We start from the raw sequence: 20,688 nt of genomic DNA on the forward strand, positions 1-20,688 counted from the left end.
CCCTCTCGTTCCCAGTGACACCGCGGCACGCAAATACGCTGAACAGCCGGCACTGGCCGATGCCTACTGCCCCTCCGGGAACAGGCAGCAGCCAGGGGCTCGTTGCCACCAGCCGCGAGGAGCGGATCTGACTTGGCCCGCATCCGCACGATGCTGAGTCCGTAGCCGACGGCCCTACTCACCGTCCTGTGCATCGATCAGGTCGAGGTCGCGGATGCAGAAGCCGTGGTGCTCGAAGGTCTCGTTGAGCAGTGTGCCGAGGCACTGCCGCACCGAACGGCCCCGAGCGTACGGCGGCCAGACATTGTCGTCGGGCACCGGCGCCCGTGCTGCGAGCTGCACAGCGGTGACCTTGTCGAGCCAGGCCCCGAGCTCGGCGGCCTGCGCGTCACGCACCCTCACGATCTCGTCCAGGGTCGGATCGAGCGAGAGATCAAGCCCGTGCGCTCCACGGTAGGGCTCGACAGTCGGTCCGATGCCCATCGGCGTGAACAGCTCCGTCGAGCCCAGGCAGCAGCGGCGGAACCACGAGTCATGGACGAAGACCAGATGGCGCATCGTCTGCACCGCCGACCACTCGTCGTTGACGCTGCGACGCTCGATGCCGGGCGTACGGCGGATCCGCTCGATCGTGGCGGCCCAGCCAGCATCAAGCCGACGCGACGCCTCGCGCAGCTCGGCAGGGTCTTCGGAGCGGATCAGCATCCGCACCGGATGACGCCGGTCGAGCTCCGCCTCGACGAACTCCATGACCTCGACACCGTTCACCACAAGGTTGGTGACGAGCCCGTCGATCACGGCATCCTGCATGACGACACCGATCAGTCGTGCCCCGGTCAGATCGCACTCGCGGAACTCCGCACCATGCAGGTCCTCATCGACATATCTCGTCATGCTCCGCATATTAGGGCCGAGCACCGACAAGCAGCCTGGCTTCGGTCGTAGAAACGGGGCCCGAATGAGCGCCTCACTTGGACCCAGGATTGAGAGGTGCATCATGATCGATGTGTGTGAGTTTGGGTACCAGGTGGCCAGGCCGCGTAGTGCCAGCCGGACGGTGCCCGCGGCGCCCGGCTCCAGCCGGGCGTTCCCGCCGGTCGCCAGGCATCCGAGCTGAACATCGGGCGGTGAACTGCATAACGGTACCGCCGGGTTGCGGCGGCTAGGGTCACGAACGGTGGTTCGGCACCGGGGCCGAACACCGACCATGGCAGGAGACCCCATGACGACATCGCCAGTCACCGTCACCGTCACCGGTGCTGCTGGTCAGATCGGCTACGCCCTGTTGTTCAGGATTGCCTCGGGGCAGCTGTTGGGCGAGGGCGTGCCGGTCCGGCTGCGGCTGCTGGAAATTCCGGCGGCCGTCCGGGCCGCCGAGGGTGCGGCGATGGAGCTCGACGACGCCGCGTTCCCTTTGCTGGCCGGTGTGGACGTGTTCGACGACCCGAAGCGTGCCTTCGAGGGCGTCAACGTCGCGTTGCTCGTCGGGGCGCGCCCGCGTACCAAGGGCATGGAGCGAAAGGACCTCTTGGCGGCCAACGGCGGGATCTTCGGGCCGCAGGGCGCGGCGATCAACTCCGGTGCTGCCGATGATGTACGGGTGCTCGTCGTCGGAAACCCGGCCAACACCAACGCGTTGATCGCCCGTAGTCACGCGCCGGACGTGCCGGCCGACCGGTTCACCGCGATGACCCGACTCGACCACAACAGGGCCATCGCTCAGTTGTCGCGCAAGCTCCAGACCTCGGTGTCGGAGCTGCGGCGGCTGACCATCTGGGGCAACCACTCAGCCACTCAATATCCGGACGTTTTCCATGCCGAGGCCGGTGGGAAGCGGGTGGCGGACCGCGTGGACGAGGCGTGGCTGGCGGGCGAGTTCATCCCGCGGGTGGCCAAGCGGGGCGCGGAAATCATTGAGGTCCGAGGCGCGTCGTCCGCTGCCTCCGCCGCGTCGGCAGCCGTCGACCATGTGTACGACTGGGTCCATGGCACCGCAGAGGGCGACTGGACGTCCGCCGCGGTGGCTTCGGACGGCTCGTACGGCGTCCCGGAGGGGCTGATCTCATCATTCCCCGTGGTCGCGCGTGACGGCCGTTTCGAGATCGTCAAGGGCCTGAACATCAACGAGTTCTCGCGGAGTCGCATGGACGCGTCCGTGCAGGAACTCCTCGAGGAACAGACCGCAGTGCAGCGCCTCGGGCTGATCTGAGGACCTTCGACCGACGGCGCTGCGGGGCGCCGCCGTCCACACAGGATGAGCGGTCAGCGGCCGCATGCTCGCCCACCCATCGGTCCACTCCACAGTGCATCTCGGCCATACGTCCGTTTTACATCGATCTTCTACTATGCGTGTTTGGCGGCGACGTCGCCGCTTTGTCGATGGAAGGGACAGCGATGCCACCTCTCGCCAGACACATTCTGATCGCGGGGGCGGCCGGGCTGCTGCTGAGCGGCTCGGTTGTCGGACCGGCAACCGCCGCGGAAAGCTCCGCCTCCGCCACGACCAGCGCGCTCGAGCGCAAGCGCGTGGACTCCGTGAAGACGCCCACGCTCGGCTGGTACAAGTGCTTCGACACGGCCGAATGTGCCACGACCCGGCTCCCGCTCGACTACGACAACCCCAAGGGCGGCACCACCGAGATCGCGATCCTTCGGATCAAGGCCAAGGACCAGAAACACAAGATCGGCAGCCTGTTCCTCAACCCCGGCGGACCAGGAGGGTCCGGTACCGACATCGCCCGTGCCGCCCCCTCCTTCCTCTCTGACTCGCTGTTGCAGCACTTCGACATCGTGGGAATCGACCCGCGCGGCATCGCCGCCAGCACGAACGTCCGATGCTGGAGCTCGGTCAAGGATCAGACCGCGGTGCTGCAGGACATGAACGTCGCCTTCCCGTGGGGCACCACAGAGGAGGCCAAGTACGTCAATGCCGCCAAGAAGTTCGGCAAGGCGTGCTCGAGCACCGGCAAGCCACTGACCGGCGCGATGTCGACCGCTGAAGTCGTCCGAGACATGGACGTGCTGCGTCGCGCCGTCGGCGACAAGAAGCTGACCTACCTGGGCTTCAGCTACGGCACCGCAATCGGACAGTACTACGCCAACATGTTCCCCGACCGCTTCCGGGCGATCGTCGTGGACGGCGTGCTCGACCCGGAGCACTGGGTCGGTACCAAGAAGACCGCGAACCAGGAGCAGGACGAGCGACTGCGTTCGGCCGACGGCGCCTACCGTGCGCTGCAGGAGATCCTGCAGCGCTGCGACAAGGCCGGCCCGAAATACTGCGTGTTCTCCGACGGCGACCCGGCCGCCAGGTTCGCCACCATCGCGGACGCGCTGCGCAAGAAGCCGTTGGTGATCAAGGACGACTCCGGCACCTACACCATCACGTACGCCGACTTCATCGGCGGCGTACTCGGCTCGCTGTACGGCACCGACGCCGGCGACGGCGTCACTCAGACCGCGCAGCAGGTATGGGATCTGCTCTACCCGCCGTCCCCGGCCGTCGCAGACGCGGCGAAGACCCAGCTGATCAAACGGATTCGCGACATGCGCGGTAAGGCATCCCGCGACTTCCCCTACGCCAACGACACCGAGGCCTTCTCCGGCGTACTTTGCACTGACGCGCTGCATCCCGCAGATGCGAGCCAGTGGCCGGCGCTGATGGCCAAGGCCGACAAGCGTGCACCCTACTTCGGCCGGGCATGGGGATGGTCGAGCGCGCCCTGCGCCCGCAACACCTGGACCGTGCGCGACGAAGACGCCTACACCGGGCCGTGGACCACCCGGACCGCCGCGCCGGTGCTCGTGGTCGGTGCCAAGTGGGATCCGGCGACCAACTACGACGACGCGGTGTCTGCCGCCAAGCGGCTGCCGAACAGTCAGCTGCTGTCGAACACCAACTGGGGTCACACGTCGTACGGCACGTCCGACTGTGCTACCAACGCGATCGACACCTACCTGCTCAACGCCATCCTGCCGGCCAAGGGTGCGCTGTGCGAAGGAAAGTACCAGCCGTTCACCACGCCGCTGCCCACCGACCCCGGTGCTGCCTCGCTGCGGGCGGCCCCGGTGCAGCCGGTCCGGCCGCCGGTCGCGGCCCCGCTGCCGATCTCAGTGCTCAACGGCAACCGGTAAGCCAGAGGCGCCCCGGGCCGCGGCGGCCCGGGGCGCCACGCCCAACAGTCCGCACCGGACTGCTGGGCACGGGATCGAAGACGACCTGAGCGTCGTCCTGTGCGGGCCACAGCCCCCAGCGCAGCCGGTCGCGGCCCCCGCGCCCGGGAGCACCCGGTCCAGGCTCGCTAAGGACATACGATTCGATCGTGATGACGTCACCGGGCACGATTCGAGTCGCGATCCAGATCCCACCGTCGCGGGCCGACTATGCGGCAATCCGACGGGCGGCCGCGGAAGCCGACGCGCTCGGTGCTGACGCGGTTTTCAACTGGGACCATTTCTTCCCGCTCGGCAAGGACACGTCCGGCAAACATTTCGAGTGCTGGACCGTGCTCGGGGCGTGGGCCGAGTCCACCCACCGCGCCGAGATCGGCGCGCTGGTCAGCTGCGTTGCCTTCCGCAACCCCGATCTGCTCGCCGACATGGCCCGCACGGTCGATCACATCAGCGACGGCCGGCTGATCCTCGGCCTCGGCGCGGGCTTCCGGGAGTGGGAGGCCAAGGAGTATGGCTTCGAGTTCGGTTCACCGGCTCAGCGTGTTCGGGAACTGGGCGAGGCTTTGGAACGCATCCAACGCCGATTGGCTCTCCTCAACCCCGGTCCGATCCGGAAGGTGCCGATTCTGGTGGCCGCCGACGGGCCGAAAGCACTGCGACTGGTGGCCCGGTACGCCGACATTTGGCAGACCTTCGCCGAGGACGACGTCTTCAGCGAGAAGTCGCGTCAACTCGACCGATTCTGCGACGAAGTGCAGCGCGATCCGGGCACGATCGAACGGTCGGTGTTCGTCGACGGCGACCCGTGGACCATCGGCGAACGGCTGCGTGAGCGCGGCGCCGGCATGTTCACCCTGATGACACGGGGGCCGGAATTCGACCTGGACGAGCTGCAGCGCTGGCTCGCCTGGCGCGACGAGCTGAACGCCCAACTGTCACGGTCGCCGAGGTGACCGATCTGCTCGAGGATGCCCCATCCGCTGCTGACTCATCACTGTTCGTTCACAATGCCCTCGCGGCGTCCGGATCAGTGCCGCCGCCTGACCCACCGAGCCCGAGCACTGTTGACCGCGCCAGCCCACGACAGCACTAACGCCGTGCAGGTGGGCGGGAGGGCGTTAGGTGTCACTGGTTACCATCCACAGCGATCGCTGCCCATGACCGGAAAGGGCACACTGCGAGGAAAACGGGTGCATCGTGAATCGGGGGCGCTGGGGCAAGGCCGTCCTTGCCGGCTGGGGGTGTGGCAGGGGCCTCGCCGTGTGCCTGTTCGGGGTCTACCTCGCGCTCTGGGTGACGGGAGCCGCCCAGGCATGGGCGTTTACGGGCGCCCACGACCGGGCCTGTATCACCACCATGAGCGTCGTCGCGCATGAGGACGACGACCTGCTCTTCATCAACCCGGCGATCCAGCACGATATCGCCGCAGGGCGCTGCGTGATCACTGTCTTCGTCACCGCGGGCGACGACGGGCAAGGCGACGCCTATTGGCAGACCCGCGAGCAGGGCCCGATGGCGGCCTACGCGGCCATGGCCGGCGTCGCCGACCACTGGATCGAGAACGACCTGCGGGTCGACGGGCGACTGCTGACCCGCCGTCAACTGCCCGCTACCCGGATCAGTTTGGTCTTTCTGCGCCTGCCCGACGGATCCAGCGGCACCCTGCGCCGCCACGAGTCCCTGTACGCGTTGTGGGTCGGGCGAGTACGCACCGTGCATCCGCTCGACTCCAGCAGGTCATACACCCTGAAACGTGTGATTCATACCTTGACCGGGTTGATGAATCACTACCAGCCCACCGACATCCGCACGCTCGACTACGTGCACCCCTTTCGCGACGGCGACCATACCGATCACCACATCGTGGGCCACCTGACGTCCGCCGCCCAGGCCGCCTACCGTCTCCCACACCGGATGACCGGCTACATGGGCTACCCGATCGCGAAGCTGCCGGTCAACCTTTCCCGGGCGGACCGCGACCAGAAGCTGGCCGCCTTTCTGGCGTACGCCCCGTACGACCGCCGCGTCTGCCAAACCGAGCAGGTGTGCCTGCACAACAGCTACGCGCCCCGCTTTTCGCACAGCTACCGCGTCGGCGCCGCGGTCAGCGACGACGTCCCCACCCCGCCACCGGTCGACGTCCCGCGCATGCCCCGCCCCGTCAGCGAGCCGAGTCAGCAAATACCCAAACCACGCAATTGGCGCCTGCGGGCAATCCTGCGGCGAACCCGGTCCCGAGGCGAACGCGCCGCTCGCTGACCAATTGCGCCGTGTAGGAGCCGGCGGCCAGCGCGTGCGCGATGCACGCCCGGACGCACCGTGGGATCGGGACCCGCGACGGCCGCGGCCGTCGCGGGTCGTTTGCGGATACGCGCTGCCCCCGTTGTACTGCAGCGCGGATTCGCCGTGATGCCCTCTCGGAATCGCCCTTCCCGTGGGCTAATCCTGGGACTCGGGGATGTCCAGCGTGAGCTGGTGTCGTTCCCCCGGGTGGTTTCCGTCAGTCGCGGTCTGTTCGGCGAGCTGGCGGATCTGCTGTTCGCGCCCCGCCGTTTGATGGCGGGTCTGCATGGTCTTCCACGTCATTGCCGCCATCAGTACGGCGACCGCGATGAGCAGCGACATCAGGGTCCAAATAGCGATGAGTCTCTTGCTCGACAAGGGGATGGCGGTGCCGTGCATCCCTTCCAGGAGGTCCGAGTGGAGCAGCAGCACCGGTCCGAGCAGCACCACAGCGGGCCACCAGGCCCGCCGGTCACGGTGGGAGGTGAGGACCACCCCCGTGACGATCGTTGCCAGGGTCAGGATCAGCCCGGCAGCGGGCAGCGCCTCGCTCTGCGGTCCGACCAGCACGGCCAACGCGGCGGCCGCGATCGCGGGCGCAACAACGACCGCGGTGCTGCGGTAGCTGCGGCGGTTGGGTGCGGCCAGGGCCACCATGCCGAGCGCGACCTGAGGTGCGAGGACAGATACCTCTGGCAGGCCGAGTGAGGTCGACGCGGCGGCGGCGAGCATCGCGGTCGTCATGGTGAGCGCGACCGCGACCACCCATCGGCCGTAGCCGGCCAGTGCGGCCAGCGGGGCAAGCAGCCAACTGATCCATGCCAGACCGGTGAGTGCGGCGGACGGCGTTGCCGGATCCCAGTCGGCGAAGCCGTTGGTGATGAGTCCTATGCCGGTCATCCAGACCGCCGCCAGCACGGTGGTCGTCATCAGGGCGAACGTGCCGGCGATAGGCAGGGCATCGGCGAGACCGAGGGCGTTGCGCGCCCGCAGGTGCTGGCGCAGGCCGCCGGTCATCAGGTCGACGACGTCACCGGGCCGGGGCCAGCGCTGGCCGTTCCGCGCGAGATCCATGTAGGTCTCGACGGTCTCGGCGCCGCGGTCGGCCCGGTCGGCGGCGGGGTACCAGCGCAGGAGTCTGGTGTAGCGCTCCCGCAGCACGGCCGTCATGCCAGGCCACCGGCGAGGCGTGTACGGGTCGGCGCGGTCGCCGGTCGCGGTGCCCGAGCGGCGTCGAGGCGGCTGGTCGCGGCCTCGACGGCGCGGCGCATGCGTTCGGTCTCGGTGCGCAGCAGCGTGGTTCCCTGGTCGGTCAGGCGATAGTACTTGCGGGCGCGGCCGTCGATGATTTCGCTGCGGTCCAGCGTCACCAGTCCGTCGTCGGCGAGCCGGTCGAGGGAGCCGTACAGCGTGCCGGGCCGCAGCGACAGCCGACCCTGCGACAACTCGGTGACCTCGAGGATCAGGCCGTAGCCGTGCATGGGCCCCTTGGCCAGGGCGGTCAGGATCAGGAACGTTGGCTCCTGGAGCGGCGTCTTCACGGCGCACAAGATATCGGCGCGAGGATACCTTCGCAAGGAAGATATCCTCGGGATGTGAGCCGGCCTGGCCGAAAAGACGCCCGCAGCGGGCGTCGGTCTCCGAGCCGCGCCGATGCAGCTGACGGCTCCCGCCGACACCAATGGTGAACGGTTGGTCACTGTCCGTGCATGCGACTACGCGGGCAACGTCGGGCAGCGCACGACGGTGGTCCGCTTCGACACCTTGTCCCCGCAGGTCTCGATCGTCTCGCCGGGCCAGGGCGCGGTGCTGCGCAATCCCGTGGACATCGTCGTCACCACGGACCCGGACGTCACCGCGGTAACGGCCTCGGGTGGTGTCCCGATGATCCGCCAGCCGGGCACCAACCTCTGGAAAGCGACAATCCACGTCACGGAATTCGAGGGCGTGTTCTCAATCGACGCGCAGGACGCCGCGGGCAACATCGGCTCAGCGAATTGGTACGGCCGGATCGATGACTCGGGCCCGACCGTCGCGACTGTCACGCCGGCACGCCAGGCGCGGCTGCAAGGCACCTTCACCACGACGCTCAGCGACGTCCAGGACGTGTCGGGGGTGGCGAGGGCGGAACTCTGGTCGAACGGCAGGTACGTCGGCGTGGACACTGCCGCGCCCTACTCACTGCCGGTCAAGACCGGCACCTACAGCGGAACACCAAGAATCGGCCCAGGACGACGAAGGTGCAGGTCCGGGCGTAACGACAAGGTCGGCAACGTGCGCTATGCGAGCACCCGCACCTGGTACCGGGGCTGAAATCCCAGTAGTCGTTGACGTCAGAGCTCCACTTCAGACCAATTCGTCCCGGATCGACTCCAGGTCGAAGATGCGTACGGGTGGCTGACCACGGCCCGTGCCGTGCCACAGGTGGGCCGGCAGGGTTGCCAGCAACACCACGCGCAGCTCCTCGTGCCGACTGAACTTCGCATGCATCGCGTCGCGCATCACCGCATGTTTGCGCTCGTCCCACTGCCGCAGCTGGGCGGCGTCCAACAGCACAAGCTTGCGGTTCCTCCGCGCCGTCGCACCATCGCCACGCGCCAGATCGGTGCCGCTCTCCACGGCAAACCCCTTGGCCAGCTCCGGATCCACCAAGGCGATCTTCGCCGCCTGGAACGCGTGCTCGACCGTACGATACGTACGCTCGCCAAGCGTGATGTCGGCCGGCCAGAAGTTCGACAGCATCCGTCGCCAATGCTGCACGCCCGCCAGCGCGGCATAGCGGGCCGGGTCGGCAACCTGCTCGTGGACTCCCTGCCCGGGCGGCGGGTCGGCGGATCCGGAGAAAAAGTACAAGCGATCCTCAGTCGTGTTCACGCCCGGCACGCTACGGCCTGGGTACGACAGAAACACCGCACGAGCGCAGCGACACAGCTCCCGGAAAACACCACCACCGGGAAACCGCCGACCAGTACGAAAGTCCTGGTCCGCCCACACATGGCGCGGACAATCGCGACAGCCGTCCACGCGGTATTTCGACGTTCGCCAACCTCTCGGCGGCGATGTCCGTTAGCCGATGCCGGATCCGGGCGGCCGGGAGGTCTGGCAACAAGAGACCGATCTCACGATCAGGCCGGATTTCGTTGCCGCACCGTGATTTCCGTGGCTAGCGTCGCCACGTCCGCCAATGCGGGCCCCGTGGACGATAACGCCGAATCCAGGCCGTCGTAGCTCGGGCATTCCTCAACCAGGCCTGGAGCGGGGGACCCATACGTTCCTCGGCGCGCTGCAGCGCGCCTCGGGGTGAAGCCGCACTTTGCGGCCGGGCAACTCAGCCCGAACCCGACAGCTGACCTCGCAGGCGTGGAGGTTCTCTGTCATGGCACAGTTCCGAAAGCCCGCCCGCCTGATGCTGGGCGTGATCGCGGCCGGTGTCACCGGCACCGTGGCCCTGCTCGGGCCCGCCGCTCCGGCGTCCGCGTCCAGCGTCAATTGGGACGCCATCGCAAAGTGCGAGTCCGGCGGCAGGTGGCATGTCAACACCGGTAACGGCTACTACGGTGGGCTGCAGTTCAGCCGCGGCACCTGGGCCGGACACGGCGGCACGAAGTACGCCGGCACCGCCGACAAGGCCACTCGGGAGCAGCAGATCGCGGTCGCCGAGCATGTCCTGCGCTCCCAGGGCATCCACGCATGGCCGGTGTGTGGCGCGAAGGCGGGCTCCTCGACGCCACACCGGACGGCCGCGCACAAGGCCGGCAAGGCACATCGCGCGCACAAGGCGCCCCGGGCCCACAAGGCACATCGGGCCCACAAGGCCCAGGCCCACGGGCGGGTCCACATCGTACGTGTTGGCGAGACGCTGGCGTCGATCGCGGAGAAGCACCACATCAAGGGCGGCTGGCGCACGCTGTTCAAACTGAACCGCGGTGTTCTGGGCGGCAACCCGCACCTGATCCGTCCGGGCCAGCACCTGGCCCTGTGATCGTGGACGGCCGCCCTGGCATATCCGGCCGGGGCGGCCGTCCACGTCACCGGCCGGGGATGCCCGCGACGCCGGCCGTGATCGCCGGTTCGACCCGGACCGCGCATGCGGTGCAGCCAAGCGTCCACACGCTCAATGGTCCGGCGAGATGCCTGCACGCCGGGTGTCACCTGCGCGGCTCACCGGTCGACCCGCAGGCCGCCGACAACCGCGAGCAGAAGCGACTCGCCGAGCCGGTCGCGGTACCTGAACACCTCCGCCGACGGCGGCCCACCGGTGCTGCTCAACAGGAGCTCGACGGACACGACGTTGTGCCCAACCAGGGCACGCTCGGACAGCACCGTCGACACCACCGCCAAGGTGCGGACCCGCCCGGTGATGGTGAAGTCGGTGCGATACGCGGGATACGACACGACCGGGGCGGCCCCTCGCACGTACCCGCCCTCCAACACGCCGGTGTCAGCCACCGGCGACGGGATGGTGAGGTGCGCGCACCGGTCAACCAACTCCTGATCGCTTCGGAAGTCACGGACCGGCGTCACATACGACGTGATGCCGAGAGTGACCGTCACCTCCGGGTGGGGGCCCACCGAAATCTTGTACTTCTGCGCGGCGTCCACAGTGTGGGGACGCGTTCGCTCAGCCGCTGCCTGGCGGACGAGCGTCGCACGGCACGTCTCTGGCCGTACTGGGGGGATCGTCCCGCCACGGGAGTCCGTTGCGACACGCCGATGCCCGGCCGGCAGCAGCCGGTCGGCAGCGGTGGTCAGCGCCGCGGTGGCCGCGGCGTCGTCGAGCAGACGACCCGGGTCACCGCCCCCGGCCTCGGTGGCGGGTGCAGGCGGCGCGGAGGGAACCGCGACAACGGCGTCCGGGTCGCGGACGGGGGTCGTGTCGACAGAGGCCAGGTAGTTCGACCAGTCGTGCGGGCCGACGGCCAGCGGTGGCAGGATGCCGCCGACCAGCGTCACGCTGAAGGTCCCGACGAGCACAACCGTGGCGAGCGCGGCAACGCGGCCGGTGGCCGGGCGCTGCGCCCGCCGCCGACGCCGGTCCACAAGCCGCACGCCCGCCAGCAGCGCCGGCAACGTCAGGACGGTCGCGACGAACAGCTGCCACACCGGCCAGGCCACCGCGTCCAGCAGCACGTCCAGGCTGCGTCCGCGGCCACCGGCGGCGGCGACCCCGAACGTCACCGCGCCGGCCAAGGCAGCGGTGACGAACCCGCCGGCCAGTGCGGCAGGGATTGCGGGCATCACCGGAGCGCCCGCCGCAACCCCACCGCGGCGAACGGACAGCAGCACTGCCAGGACCACCCAGCCGGCAGAGGCGCAAATCATGGACCGCTGACTGATCAGTACGAACAGCTGGTCGTCGGAGTTTGCGGAGTCGATCCGGAGTTGCCAGGTCAACCCGGCGGCGATCCCGCCGGTGAGCGCCGCGACACCGATCACCCGCACCGCGACCGGAACGGCCACGGCACCGCGGCGAAACGCGGCAAGTCCACAACCGACCAGAATGAGCGGCGGTGCCCACCGCCACTCCCACAGCCCGGCGCCCATCAGCATGGTCCGAATACGACCCGCGTCGCCGTCCCGCAAGTATCCGACAAGGACCCAGATCGATGCGGTGAACGTGGTGGTCCACGCGATCGCGCCCGCCAGGACCGCGCTCAACGCCCGGGCCGCGTTCGCCGACACCGCGAGCCCGGCGGTCAGAACCGCGACGCCGGCCGCGACCACGGCCACCGTCGCGGCACCCAGAATGAGATGATCCGCGAACTGGGCCTGCCAGACCCCGGGGGAGGTCCTGGTGGCCTGTCCAGGGACCTGGATCAAGAAGCCCACGACGGTGCCGAGCACGGCGCCGGCCACTGGACCGGACCAGGTCGGCGCGCCGTGCGCCGCCGTGGACTGGTGCGCCCGGCGCCGCCACGCCGGGACGATCACACCCGCCCACAACAGACTCCCGGCGGCCGTCGCGAGGTTGAGCGGCAGCCGGGCGTGCCACGCCAGGCCCGGAACCGCCAGAACCGTGTAGGCGGTCTGCACCGTCATCATCGCCAGTAGTGCGGTGACGGCACTGACGGCGAACCCGCCTTCCCACCGGTCCGATGCGGTCGGGTCGGGTTCGGCCCGCACCGCTGGAGGCGGATGCACCCGCCCCACCCGCCGGAGCCATTCCGCCTGTCCCGCCTGGCCGGGGCGCGCCAAGGCGTCGGCGCCGAGGACTTCGCGCAGCGCATCGGGGTCGCCGAGAACCTCCCGCGCGTAGTGGTCCGCTGCGAGCTCTCGCCGGCGCAGCAGCGCCGCCCGCAGGCCGAGCATCATCACCGAAAGCGCAACCGCCACCACGAACGAGGGCAGGTATTCGACGAGCAGCCCCGCGCGCTGGTGGGGCCAGCGCACCAGCGGGCTCAGCGCCGCGAGCAGCACCGGCACGCTCAGCCAACCGGTCCACCACACCGCCGCGGCCCAGGACACGTCCCGGGACCGTACGTGGGCGAGCTCGTGCAGCACCAGCACGTCGAACCGCGCAGGCTCCAGATACGCGTGGCCCAACGGCAACACGACCCGTGGCGCCGCGAACGGCAACCCGGTGGTGAACGCCTGCCGCCCGGATGCGTACGGTGCGATGAGAACGAGCCGGGGACGCCGCCGCCCGGTCAGACCCAACAGGTCGCACCAGGCCGCGAAGCGTGCCGCAGCCCATCCCGCCGCGACGGTGCGCGCCGGGAGAACCACGTCGCGCGACAGCCGCCACCGCACCAGCAGCGTGCCGCCGACCATCAGAAGCACGGCGGCCACCGGCAGCAGGACGCCGCCGGCCAGCATGACCAGGCTCTGGTCGCGGGCGTTCGGCGCGGTGCAGGTGCGGATCCGCTCCCGGACCTCCGGGCTGCGCTGCCACGGCGAATCGAGCCGTTGCAGGGCCGTCCAGTCGATCCCCTGCTCGCTCAGGCAGCGGACCGCGGCGGCCGGTTCCCTCGCGCTGTACGCGTCGCGCATCGCGGCCGCGGCGCCGCCACCCAACAGCACCAGCGCAAACGTCACCAGGACGTACATCGATGCGAGGCGGCGCGGCGCGGCGACCGTCGGCGAGCCGGTGACCGCAGGCGAGAGCCGCGGGAATGCGGCCGTGCTAGTCATCGACGTGGACGGCATCCGCCATCGCTCGGCACAGGGCGCCGTATATCGCGTCGGCCAGCATCGCCGCCTCAGCCTCGTTGAGCCCGAGCATCGTCCCGTGCCGCACGCACGCCGATCGCAGGGCTTCCGCCTGGTCCGCATCGAGCGTCACCCGGGCTCTTGGGATGGCGTCTCGGCGCCGCGACCACCACGCGCGCCGAAACCACCGACGCCGGCCACGCCACGCGGCGACCGTCGCGACGCCCAGCACCTCCGCCGACGCGCCGAGCAGGACCGGGCCCACCACCTCGGCGATCAGCACCGGTTCGATCCCGGACCCGACCGATCCGCCGGTCCCGCCGTGGCGCCGACGAATGGTGCCGGCTTCCCACTGCACCGTGGCCGCGGTGAAAAGGTCGATCTGGTCGGGCGCGGCGGCCGCCACGGCCGCGTACGCCAGATCTCCCCACTCGACGGTCACCGTGTGGCCGGTGGCGGAACGCGAGCGACCATTCGATCCGTGCGCAGCGCGTTCAGTCACATGATCTCCCCGTGACGGCTTGATGTCAGTGCGTACAGGATAGACGGAGGCCACCCGGCCACCACCACCTGGCGTGACGGATTGATGACCTTGTGGCACGACTCCGTTCATGCCCCGGCCCGGGCATTCCGGTCGCGCCGCGATGCCCGACCCTCGACCATGCGAGCACTGGCCGGCGGGAAAACTCGGTGGCGGCCGTCACCGCGGCCGTGTGACCCTGGCGATCGCCCCCGCCAATCGCGGCAGACGGGTATAGAACGGCATCGACCACGACGAGGAGTGACAATGCGAGCAACGTCCACGCTCCGGACCCTTGACCGTCCTACCGTGGAGTTGCGCCTTGTCCCTGGTGAATCTCGGAATCGTCGCCCATGTTGATGCCGGAAAGACCAGCCTGACCGAACGCCTGCTGTACGAGGCCGGAGCCGTCTCCCGGCCCGGAAGCGTGGACGCCGGCACGACACGCACCGACTCGATGGAGTTGGAACGCCGCCGCGGCATCACCATCCGGGCGGCCGTCACGTCGATCAGCCTCGGTGATCTGACCATCAACCTGCTGGACACACCGGGCCACCCCGACTTCATCGCGGAAGTCGAGCGGTCCCTGGCCGTACTTGATGCCGCGGTGCTCGTGGTCTCCAGCGTGGAAGGCGTCCAGCCGCAGACCGTCGCCATCTGGCGGGCGCTGCGCCGCATCGGCGTACCGACGGTGTTCTTCCTCAACAAGGTGGATCGCCGCGGCGCCGACGTCGACCGGGTTCTCGCCCAGGTACGCGAGCGGCTCGCGGCGCCCGCGGTCATGCTCACCGCGGTCACCGGTCAGGGAGGCCGGGAGGCCCGGGTCCGAGCCATCGACCTCAGCTCCGAACCGGTGGTGGAACAGGTGGCGGAGGTCGACGACTCGGTGGCGGCCCGCTGGCTGACGGGCGAGCCGGCCCGCGTGCGTGACGTCCGGATCGCGATCCGGCACGCGGTGCGCCATGCCGAGCTCAGCCCGGTGGCGTGCGGCTCGGCGATCACCGGAGCCGGTGTGCCGCACCTGCGCCACATCCTGGCCCGCCTGCTGCCGCGCTGCGAGGAGCGGGACGGTCCGCTGGCGGGCACGGTCTTCGCCGTCGACCGCGACGACCACGGCCGCCGAGCATGGCTGCGTCTGTGGTCCGGAAGCCTGCGCGTACGCGATCGGGTGCAGGTCGCCGGAACCCGCCCGCAGACGGTGACCCAGATCGCCGTCAGCGAGCCCGCCGGCGTCCTGGTGCGCCCGTCGGCGTCCGCCGGTCAGATCGCAGCCGTACGCGGCCTGTCGGCCCGGATCGGCCAGCACGTCGGGAGCCCGCCGCGCCGGAACGCCTATCAGTTCCCGCCGCCGACCCGGCAGGCGCTCGTCGAGCCCGTCGACCCGGCGCAGCGACTGACGATGTTCGCCGGCCTCGCCGAGCTGGCCGACGAGGATCCGCTGGTGGACCTGCGGCTCGACGAGCAGCAGGCGGAGGCGGTGATCCGCCTGCACGGCGAGGTCCAGAAGGAGGTGGTGGCCGCACTCCTGGAGGACCGGTACGGCGTCCGGGTCAGGTTCTCGGGCACGCTGACGGCCTGCATCGAACGGGTCGTGGGCACCGGCTCCGCCGAGGACCGGATCAAGGAGTGCGGCAACCCGTACCTGGCCGGGATCGGGTTGCGTATCGACGCTGCCGAGGTCGGACACGGGATCGAGTTCCGTACGGGGAACGAACCGGGCCGGCTGCCCCCGGCGTTCATCGCCGCCACGGAGCAGGGTGTGCGGGCCGCGCTCCGCCACGGCCTCCACGGCTGGCCCGTCACCGACTGCACGGTCACCATGACGTCCTCGCAGTACTGGCCGCGGCAGAGCAGGCCGCACCAGAAGTTCGACAAGTCGATCTCCAGCGTGGCAGCGGACTTCCGCAACCTCGCCCCCGTCGTGGTGACCGCGGCGCTGCGCGAGGCCGGTGCCCGGGTGTGCCAGCCGATCGAGCGCTTCGACGTCAACGTTGCACACCACACGGTGGACGCGGTGATGGCACTGCTCGGCCGGCTCGGCGCGGTCGTTCTCGACACCGCGGCCGCCGGCGGATACCTCGAGGTCAGGGGCACCTTGCCGTCGTCGCGGGTGCCGCAGGTCGTCGGGGCTCTGCCCGACCTCACCGGCGGCGAGGCCGTCCTGACCACCCAGTTCGACCACTACGCGCCGGTCACCGGCGAGGAGCCGCCGGTGCTGCCCCGGCACGGGCCCGACCCGAGTGACCGGGAAGGATGGTTCCGCGCCGTACCCCGGTAGGCGGCGGCGTTTGGGCGCGACCGTTACCGTGTCGCCGTGATGATCCACTCGCCGGGATCCGGCCAGGAGTCGGAGGGCAGTCAGGTCCTGGGTGGCCGCTACCGCCTGTTGCGGCGCATCGGCAGCGGAGGGATGGGTGTGGTGTGGCTGGCTCGCGACGAGCTGCTGCACCGCGAGGTGGCGATCAAGGAGCTGTACTACCGCGGCGGCACCTCGGAGCGCAGCCACACCGACGGATATCGGCGCACACTGCGCGAGGCACGCGCGGCCGCCGCGCTGAACCACCGCAACATCGTCTCCGTGTACGACGTTCTCGACCACGACGACCGGCCGTGGATCGTCATGGAGCTGCTGCCCGGCCGTTCGCTGAAGGACATCGTGGCCGAGGACGGCCCGTTGCCGGTCGAACGGGTCGTCGAAATCGGACGGCAGCTGCTGTCGGCGCTGGCCGGCGCGCACGCCGCCGGAATCACCCACCGCGACGTGAAGCCCGCGAACGTGCTGGTCGGCGACGACGACGTGGTGTGGCTGACCGACTTCGGGCTCGCCACGATGCCGGACGCGGAGACCATCACCGAGACCGGCGCGGTGCTCGGCACCCCCGGATACCTGGCGCCCGAGCAGGTCAACGGCGGCGCACCGGGCCCGCCCGCGGACGTGTTCGGGGTCGGCGCCACCCTGTACCACGCGATCGAGGGGGTCGGGCCGTTCCATCGTTCCGGCCTGTTGCCCATGCTGGCCGCGTACGCCCGTCATGACCTGCGCCCGGCCCGCAACGCCGGCGCGCTGGAACCGGCCCTGCAACGCCTGCTTGCCGCCGACCCGGCCGATCGTCCCACCGCCGACCAGGCGTGCCAGATGCTGCAGGACCGTGCCCTTCGGCGGCCGCGGCGGTCCCGGCGGCTCATCTTCACGGATGGGGCCGCCTGGCGGCAGGCGGCACGGACGTTCCAGGTCGTCGGGGCAATGTTGATGTTGGCCCTCGGCCTGCACCGCGTCGGTATGCCCCACCTCGAAGAGCTCAAGCTGAACGCGGCGGTCCGCGCCGACGGCCTGGCGCTGGTCGACGGGTTCGACTGGATCCGCGTGTCGAGCTGGGCGCTGGTGTTCTGGGCCGTGCTGACCCGGCACCGCCGCACGGCGGCCGGGCTGGCGGTGCCGGCGGCGGCTCTTGAGGTCGTGCGGGTCGCCTCCTGGTATCCGGAGTCGCCGGTCCACTTCCTGGATTCCGCCTGGTGGATGACCGCGGCAGTGACAGTCGCGGCCACCTCGGCGTGGCTTCTCCGCGGTGAGCCCGCCGAACGGCCGGGCTCGCTGCGGTGGTTCGGGGCAGCGTACGCCGCCGCGGCGCTCGCGAGCCTCTGCGACATGTGGCAGGGCCGGGATCCCAGCCAATGGCATTTCGTCGGCGGGAACGTCGTCTATCTCGGGGTCCCGTGGTATCTGCTCGCTGCCGGGCTCGCCGGGTGGGGAGTGTGGCGCCTGGGCGGTTCGGTCCGTCGCCGGCTGCTGGCGGTGGCCGCACCCGTGTGGGGCATGGCGGCGATGGTGAACTACGGATTCCCCGGCTTCATGGCGTCCAGCCCGCGGTTCTCCCCGCCGGTGATGCTCGAACCGGTGCAGTGGATCGTCCTGGCCGTGACGCCGGTGCTGGCGCTCGTCCTGGCGGCGTCCGCGGTGACCCGCTGGGAGCGTTCCCGATCCTGATCTCCGCCACGAACCGGGAACGGCGCCGGTAGCGATCCCGCCAGGGGAGATGGCGCGACGCGTCAGGCCACGGGGGCCGGTTCCAGCAGAAACACCTCGGCCGGCCCGGCGCGGAACGCACGGTTGGCGGCGTCGGCTTCGCGCATGTGCTCGGAGGCGTCGTGCGCCTGCAGGGCCTCCGCCGATGCCCACTCCTCGATCAGTACAAAGCGGTCCGGGTCGTCCGCGACAGCATGGAGGTCGTAGCGCAGACAGCCGGGCTCGGCCCGCACCACCGGCGCCAGCGTGGCAAACGCTGCCCGCTGGTCGACGCCTCGTCCGGGCTGGGTCTGGATGAGCACGATGGCTCGCAGCGGCAAAGACATGTGACGGAGCCTAGGTGGGCCGGCCGGAGGCGCCACCGAATTCCCGCCGACCCGCCGTCAGCGGACAAGAGCACCGTTGCCACGACTGTTGGTTCCGGCGACGACACGTCGACAAGAGACGGTGCGTCCGGCGTTGACCGATTTCGATGTACGGCCGTGGGTGCCCCTTACGGAACCCGAACATCTTCCGCGTACAGTCCTGACCCGGCTCGGGTCTTCTGCCGTGGTCGGTTCCCGACCGTCCCTTTGAGACTTTGCAGGAGAGCTCGAATGCGAACTAGCTATGCCCGTCGGCGTGCCCTTGCCGTGCCGTTGGCGGTCGCGACCATGGCCGCCGGGTTGCTGGCCTCATCCGCACCGACCCAGGCGGCCACCACCCAGGACGCCGTCGACAGCCATTGGCTCGGACTCGGATACAACCAGGACCCGCTCTACCGCGTCGGCCAGACCGGCGACGGCAACGACAAGACCACCGGCGACCAGGTGTGGACGAACGAGGCGTTCGACCAGATGGCCGACCGTGCCGACTTCATCCGGCCCGGCCTGGTCCGCATCATGATCAACCGCGGATGGTTCGACGCCGGCGCCGGCAAGCCGTACAAGTGGACGAGCCCCCAGATGCAGAACGTCTTCCGGGTTCTGGACCACTACAAGCAGCAGCACGTCAGCGTGGTGACCGGCATGTGGGGCATGGCCGACGCCTTCCCGACCGACGAGGGCGCGAAGCTTCAGGCCGACCTGATGCACAAGTTCGTCGTCGACCAGGGCTACGGCAACATCGTGCGCTACATCGGCATCAACGAACCGAACAGCGGCGCGGGCCTCAAGTACGCCGACTGGGCCGCGGGCAACGCGAAGCTGCATGCGGCGTTCGACGCCGCCCATCTGGACAAGGACCTCATCGGCGGGCCGGACACCGCGGAGGCCGGGATCTCCGCCCAGGACGGTGACCTGGGCCTGATGTCGGTGCCCGTGGCCAACGCCACCGCCAAGCAGACCCTCGTCTGGCACAAGCCCGGCCTGACCAGCTTCACTGCCCGCCTCTACCGCACGCCCGACGAGGTCGGCTACACCTGGACGTTCCAGGCATCGAAGGACGGCTCCTCGTGGAAGGACGTCGACATCCAGCAGACGGCACCGGTCGAGACCTCCGCCACCACGGCCTGGTGGGGCGTCGACGTCTCCGCGCGTGACGTGCCGGCCGGCACGAACTTCCTCCAGCTCACGATGAAGAAGTACCAGCAGGGCGAGCACCCCGTCGAGCGGGCCGTCTCGTCGGTCACCATCAACACGCCGACGGGGACGTTCACGGATCCGATGAACGACCTCAGCCTGACCTCGGACCACAGCACAGGCTGGACGTACCCGGGCGGCTCGCAGCAGAACGACTGGTGGCTGCAGTCGGCGCTGGACCATGCGGTGGCGCAGGAGGAAGCCCACTTCTACGACCACGAAGTGGACCTCGGCACACCCGCCGAATACCCCGAGGGCGTGCTGAAGGAAGCGGTGCGGCAGCTCAAGGCCGCCAGCGGGGGCCGTTCGGTGATCCTCGGCGAGACCGGCATGAAGGCGCCCGGCGACGACTCCGACCCGGGCGGCAAGACCTACGACTTCACCAGCGAGTACGAGCACGGCGTACGGATGGCCGACCTCGCGGTGCAGGAGGCCCGGGCCGGGCTGGACGGCGCCATGTCGTGGTGCCTCGACGGCTACGCTCCCGACACCCAGTGCGGCATGTGGGACCACACCCAGACCGTCGAGAAGCAGGCGCTGCGTCACTGGTTCTACACCTGGAGCCTGCTCTGCCGGTACCTGCCGGCCGACTCGCAGATCTACGCGCCCCAGCAGCCGGCCGGCGTGCGGGTGCTCAAGGCGAAGCTGCCGGCGTCGGCCGGTGGCGGCTGGACGTTCGTACTGGTCAACCGCACCGCCACGACGGCCAAGGTGACGATGACCGCGCAGACCGGCGGGAACATCACGCTGAACAAGTACGTCTACAGCGACGGTAACGAGAAGGTCGACGCGAAGGGCTTCCCGGTGCCGTCCGACAGGCTCACCGCGAGCTTCGACAACGGTCACGATCTGACCGTGGGCCCGGATTCGGTCGTGGTGTTCACGACGGCTTCCTGACCGGCGCGCGGGGGGTCGGCGTCACGCCGGCCCCCCGCGTACGGCGTCGCGGACACGGGGGAGCGACCGATCGGGGCGGGCAA

16 protein-coding genes and 1 riboswitch are annotated in these 20,688 nt (G+C 69.6%); of the genes, 9 read left to right on the forward strand and 7 right to left on the reverse strand.

Annotated elements, in window-relative coordinates:
- Positions 1-174: 174 nt before the first annotated feature.
- Positions 175-918, reverse strand: coding sequence for a DinB family protein (locus tag ACMCNK_RS01195; RefSeq protein ID WP_412740726.1), 744 nt, complete (start codon positions 916-918; stop codon positions 175-177).
- Between the two features lie 304 nt (positions 919-1,222).
- Between ACMCNK_RS01195 and ACMCNK_RS01200 the strand changes: the two genes are divergently transcribed.
- The 4 genes from ACMCNK_RS01200 to ACMCNK_RS01215 all read left to right on the forward strand — a co-directional run bounded on the left by ACMCNK_RS01200 (position 1,223) and on the right by ACMCNK_RS01215 (position 6,432).
- On the forward strand, positions 1,223-2,209 hold the full coding sequence (locus tag ACMCNK_RS01200; protein ID WP_412740727.1) for a malate dehydrogenase: 987 nt from the start codon (positions 1,223-1,225) through the stop codon (positions 2,207-2,209).
- Between the two features lie 185 nt (positions 2,210-2,394).
- Positions 2,395-4,134 (forward strand): alpha/beta hydrolase, encoded by a 1,740-nt coding sequence (locus tag ACMCNK_RS01205; RefSeq protein WP_412734499.1) that lies wholly within the window; start codon positions 2,395-2,397, stop codon positions 4,132-4,134.
- A gap of 191 nt (positions 4,135-4,325) precedes the next feature.
- A complete protein-coding gene (locus tag ACMCNK_RS01210; RefSeq protein ID WP_412740728.1) occupies positions 4,326-5,126 on the forward strand; it encodes an LLM class F420-dependent oxidoreductase in 801 nt (266 codons plus the stop codon).
- A gap of 307 nt (positions 5,127-5,433) precedes the next feature.
- Positions 5,434-6,432: a PIG-L family deacetylase gene (locus ACMCNK_RS01215; RefSeq protein ID WP_412734500.1), complete on the forward strand. Its 999-nt coding sequence runs from the start codon at positions 5,434-5,436 to the stop codon at positions 6,430-6,432.
- A 180-nt stretch (positions 6,433-6,612) separates the two neighbouring features.
- Here the strand turns inward: ACMCNK_RS01215 and ACMCNK_RS01220 are convergent, their stop codons facing one another.
- The gene (locus ACMCNK_RS01220; protein ID WP_412734501.1) at positions 6,613-7,626 is read right to left on the reverse strand and encodes a hypothetical protein; all 1,014 of its coding nucleotides are present in this window, start codon (positions 7,624-7,626) and stop codon (positions 6,613-6,615) included.
- A complete protein-coding gene (locus ACMCNK_RS01225; RefSeq protein ID WP_412734502.1) occupies positions 7,623-7,997 on the reverse strand; it encodes a PadR family transcriptional regulator in 375 nt (124 codons plus the stop codon). The genes ACMCNK_RS01220 and ACMCNK_RS01225 overlap by 4 nt, the downstream gene beginning before the upstream one ends.
- 151 nt (positions 7,998-8,148) lie before the next feature.
- Between ACMCNK_RS01225 and ACMCNK_RS01230 the strand changes: the two genes are divergently transcribed.
- Complete coding sequence (locus tag ACMCNK_RS01230; protein WP_412734503.1) at positions 8,149-8,769, forward strand: Ig-like domain-containing protein; 621 nt, start codon at positions 8,149-8,151, stop codon at positions 8,767-8,769.
- A 33-nt stretch (positions 8,770-8,802) separates the two neighbouring features.
- Here the strand turns inward: ACMCNK_RS01230 and ACMCNK_RS01235 are convergent, their stop codons facing one another.
- On the reverse strand, positions 8,803-9,330 hold the full coding sequence (locus ACMCNK_RS01235) for an NADAR family protein (RefSeq protein WP_412734504.1): 528 nt from the start codon (positions 9,328-9,330) through the stop codon (positions 8,803-8,805).
- A gap of 322 nt (positions 9,331-9,652) precedes the next feature.
- Positions 9,653-9,827, forward strand: a riboswitch (cyclic di-AMP (ydaO/yuaA leader).
- Between the two features lie 5 nt (positions 9,828-9,832).
- On the opposite strand from ACMCNK_RS01235, the gene ACMCNK_RS01240 reads away from it, so the two are divergent.
- Positions 9,833-10,438 (forward strand): transglycosylase family protein, encoded by a 606-nt coding sequence (locus ACMCNK_RS01240; RefSeq protein WP_412734505.1) that lies wholly within the window; start codon positions 9,833-9,835, stop codon positions 10,436-10,438.
- Between the two features lie 179 nt (positions 10,439-10,617).
- On the opposite strand, the gene ACMCNK_RS01245 is transcribed toward ACMCNK_RS01240, so the two are convergent.
- Both ACMCNK_RS01245 and ACMCNK_RS01250 read right to left on the reverse strand, forming a co-directional pair.
- Positions 10,618-13,587: a hypothetical protein gene (locus tag ACMCNK_RS01245; RefSeq protein WP_412734506.1), complete on the reverse strand. Its 2,970-nt coding sequence runs from the start codon at positions 13,585-13,587 to the stop codon at positions 10,618-10,620.
- Positions 13,580-14,107, reverse strand: coding sequence for a hypothetical protein (locus ACMCNK_RS01250; RefSeq protein WP_412734507.1), 528 nt, complete (start codon positions 14,105-14,107; stop codon positions 13,580-13,582). The genes ACMCNK_RS01245 and ACMCNK_RS01250 overlap by 8 nt, the downstream gene beginning before the upstream one ends.
- A 349-nt stretch (positions 14,108-14,456) precedes the next feature.
- Between ACMCNK_RS01250 and ACMCNK_RS01255 the strand changes: the two genes are divergently transcribed.
- Entirely contained in the window at positions 14,457-16,403 is a 1,947-nt protein-coding gene (locus ACMCNK_RS01255) for a GTP-binding protein (protein WP_412740729.1), read from the forward strand.
- 39 nt (positions 16,404-16,442) lie between these two features.
- The gene (locus ACMCNK_RS01260) at positions 16,443-18,110 is read left to right on the forward strand and encodes a serine/threonine-protein kinase (protein ID WP_412740730.1); all 1,668 of its coding nucleotides are present in this window, start codon (positions 16,443-16,445) and stop codon (positions 18,108-18,110) included.
- A 62-nt stretch (positions 18,111-18,172) separates the two neighbouring features.
- On the opposite strand, the gene ACMCNK_RS01265 is transcribed toward ACMCNK_RS01260, so the two are convergent.
- Positions 18,173-18,475, reverse strand: a complete 303-nt coding sequence (locus ACMCNK_RS01265; RefSeq protein WP_412734508.1) for a putative quinol monooxygenase — start codon at positions 18,473-18,475, stop codon at positions 18,173-18,175.
- Positions 18,476-18,745: 270 nt separating this feature from the next.
- Between ACMCNK_RS01265 and ACMCNK_RS01270 the strand changes: the two genes are divergently transcribed.
- Positions 18,746-20,605, forward strand: coding sequence for a hypothetical protein (locus ACMCNK_RS01270; protein WP_412734509.1), 1,860 nt, complete (start codon positions 18,746-18,748; stop codon positions 20,603-20,605).
- Positions 20,606-20,688: the final 83 nt, after the last annotated feature.

The organism is Krasilnikovia sp. MM14-A1259 (genome assembly GCF_047159535.1).
Classification (GTDB): domain Bacteria; phylum Actinomycetota; class Actinomycetes; order Mycobacteriales; family Micromonosporaceae; genus Actinoplanes.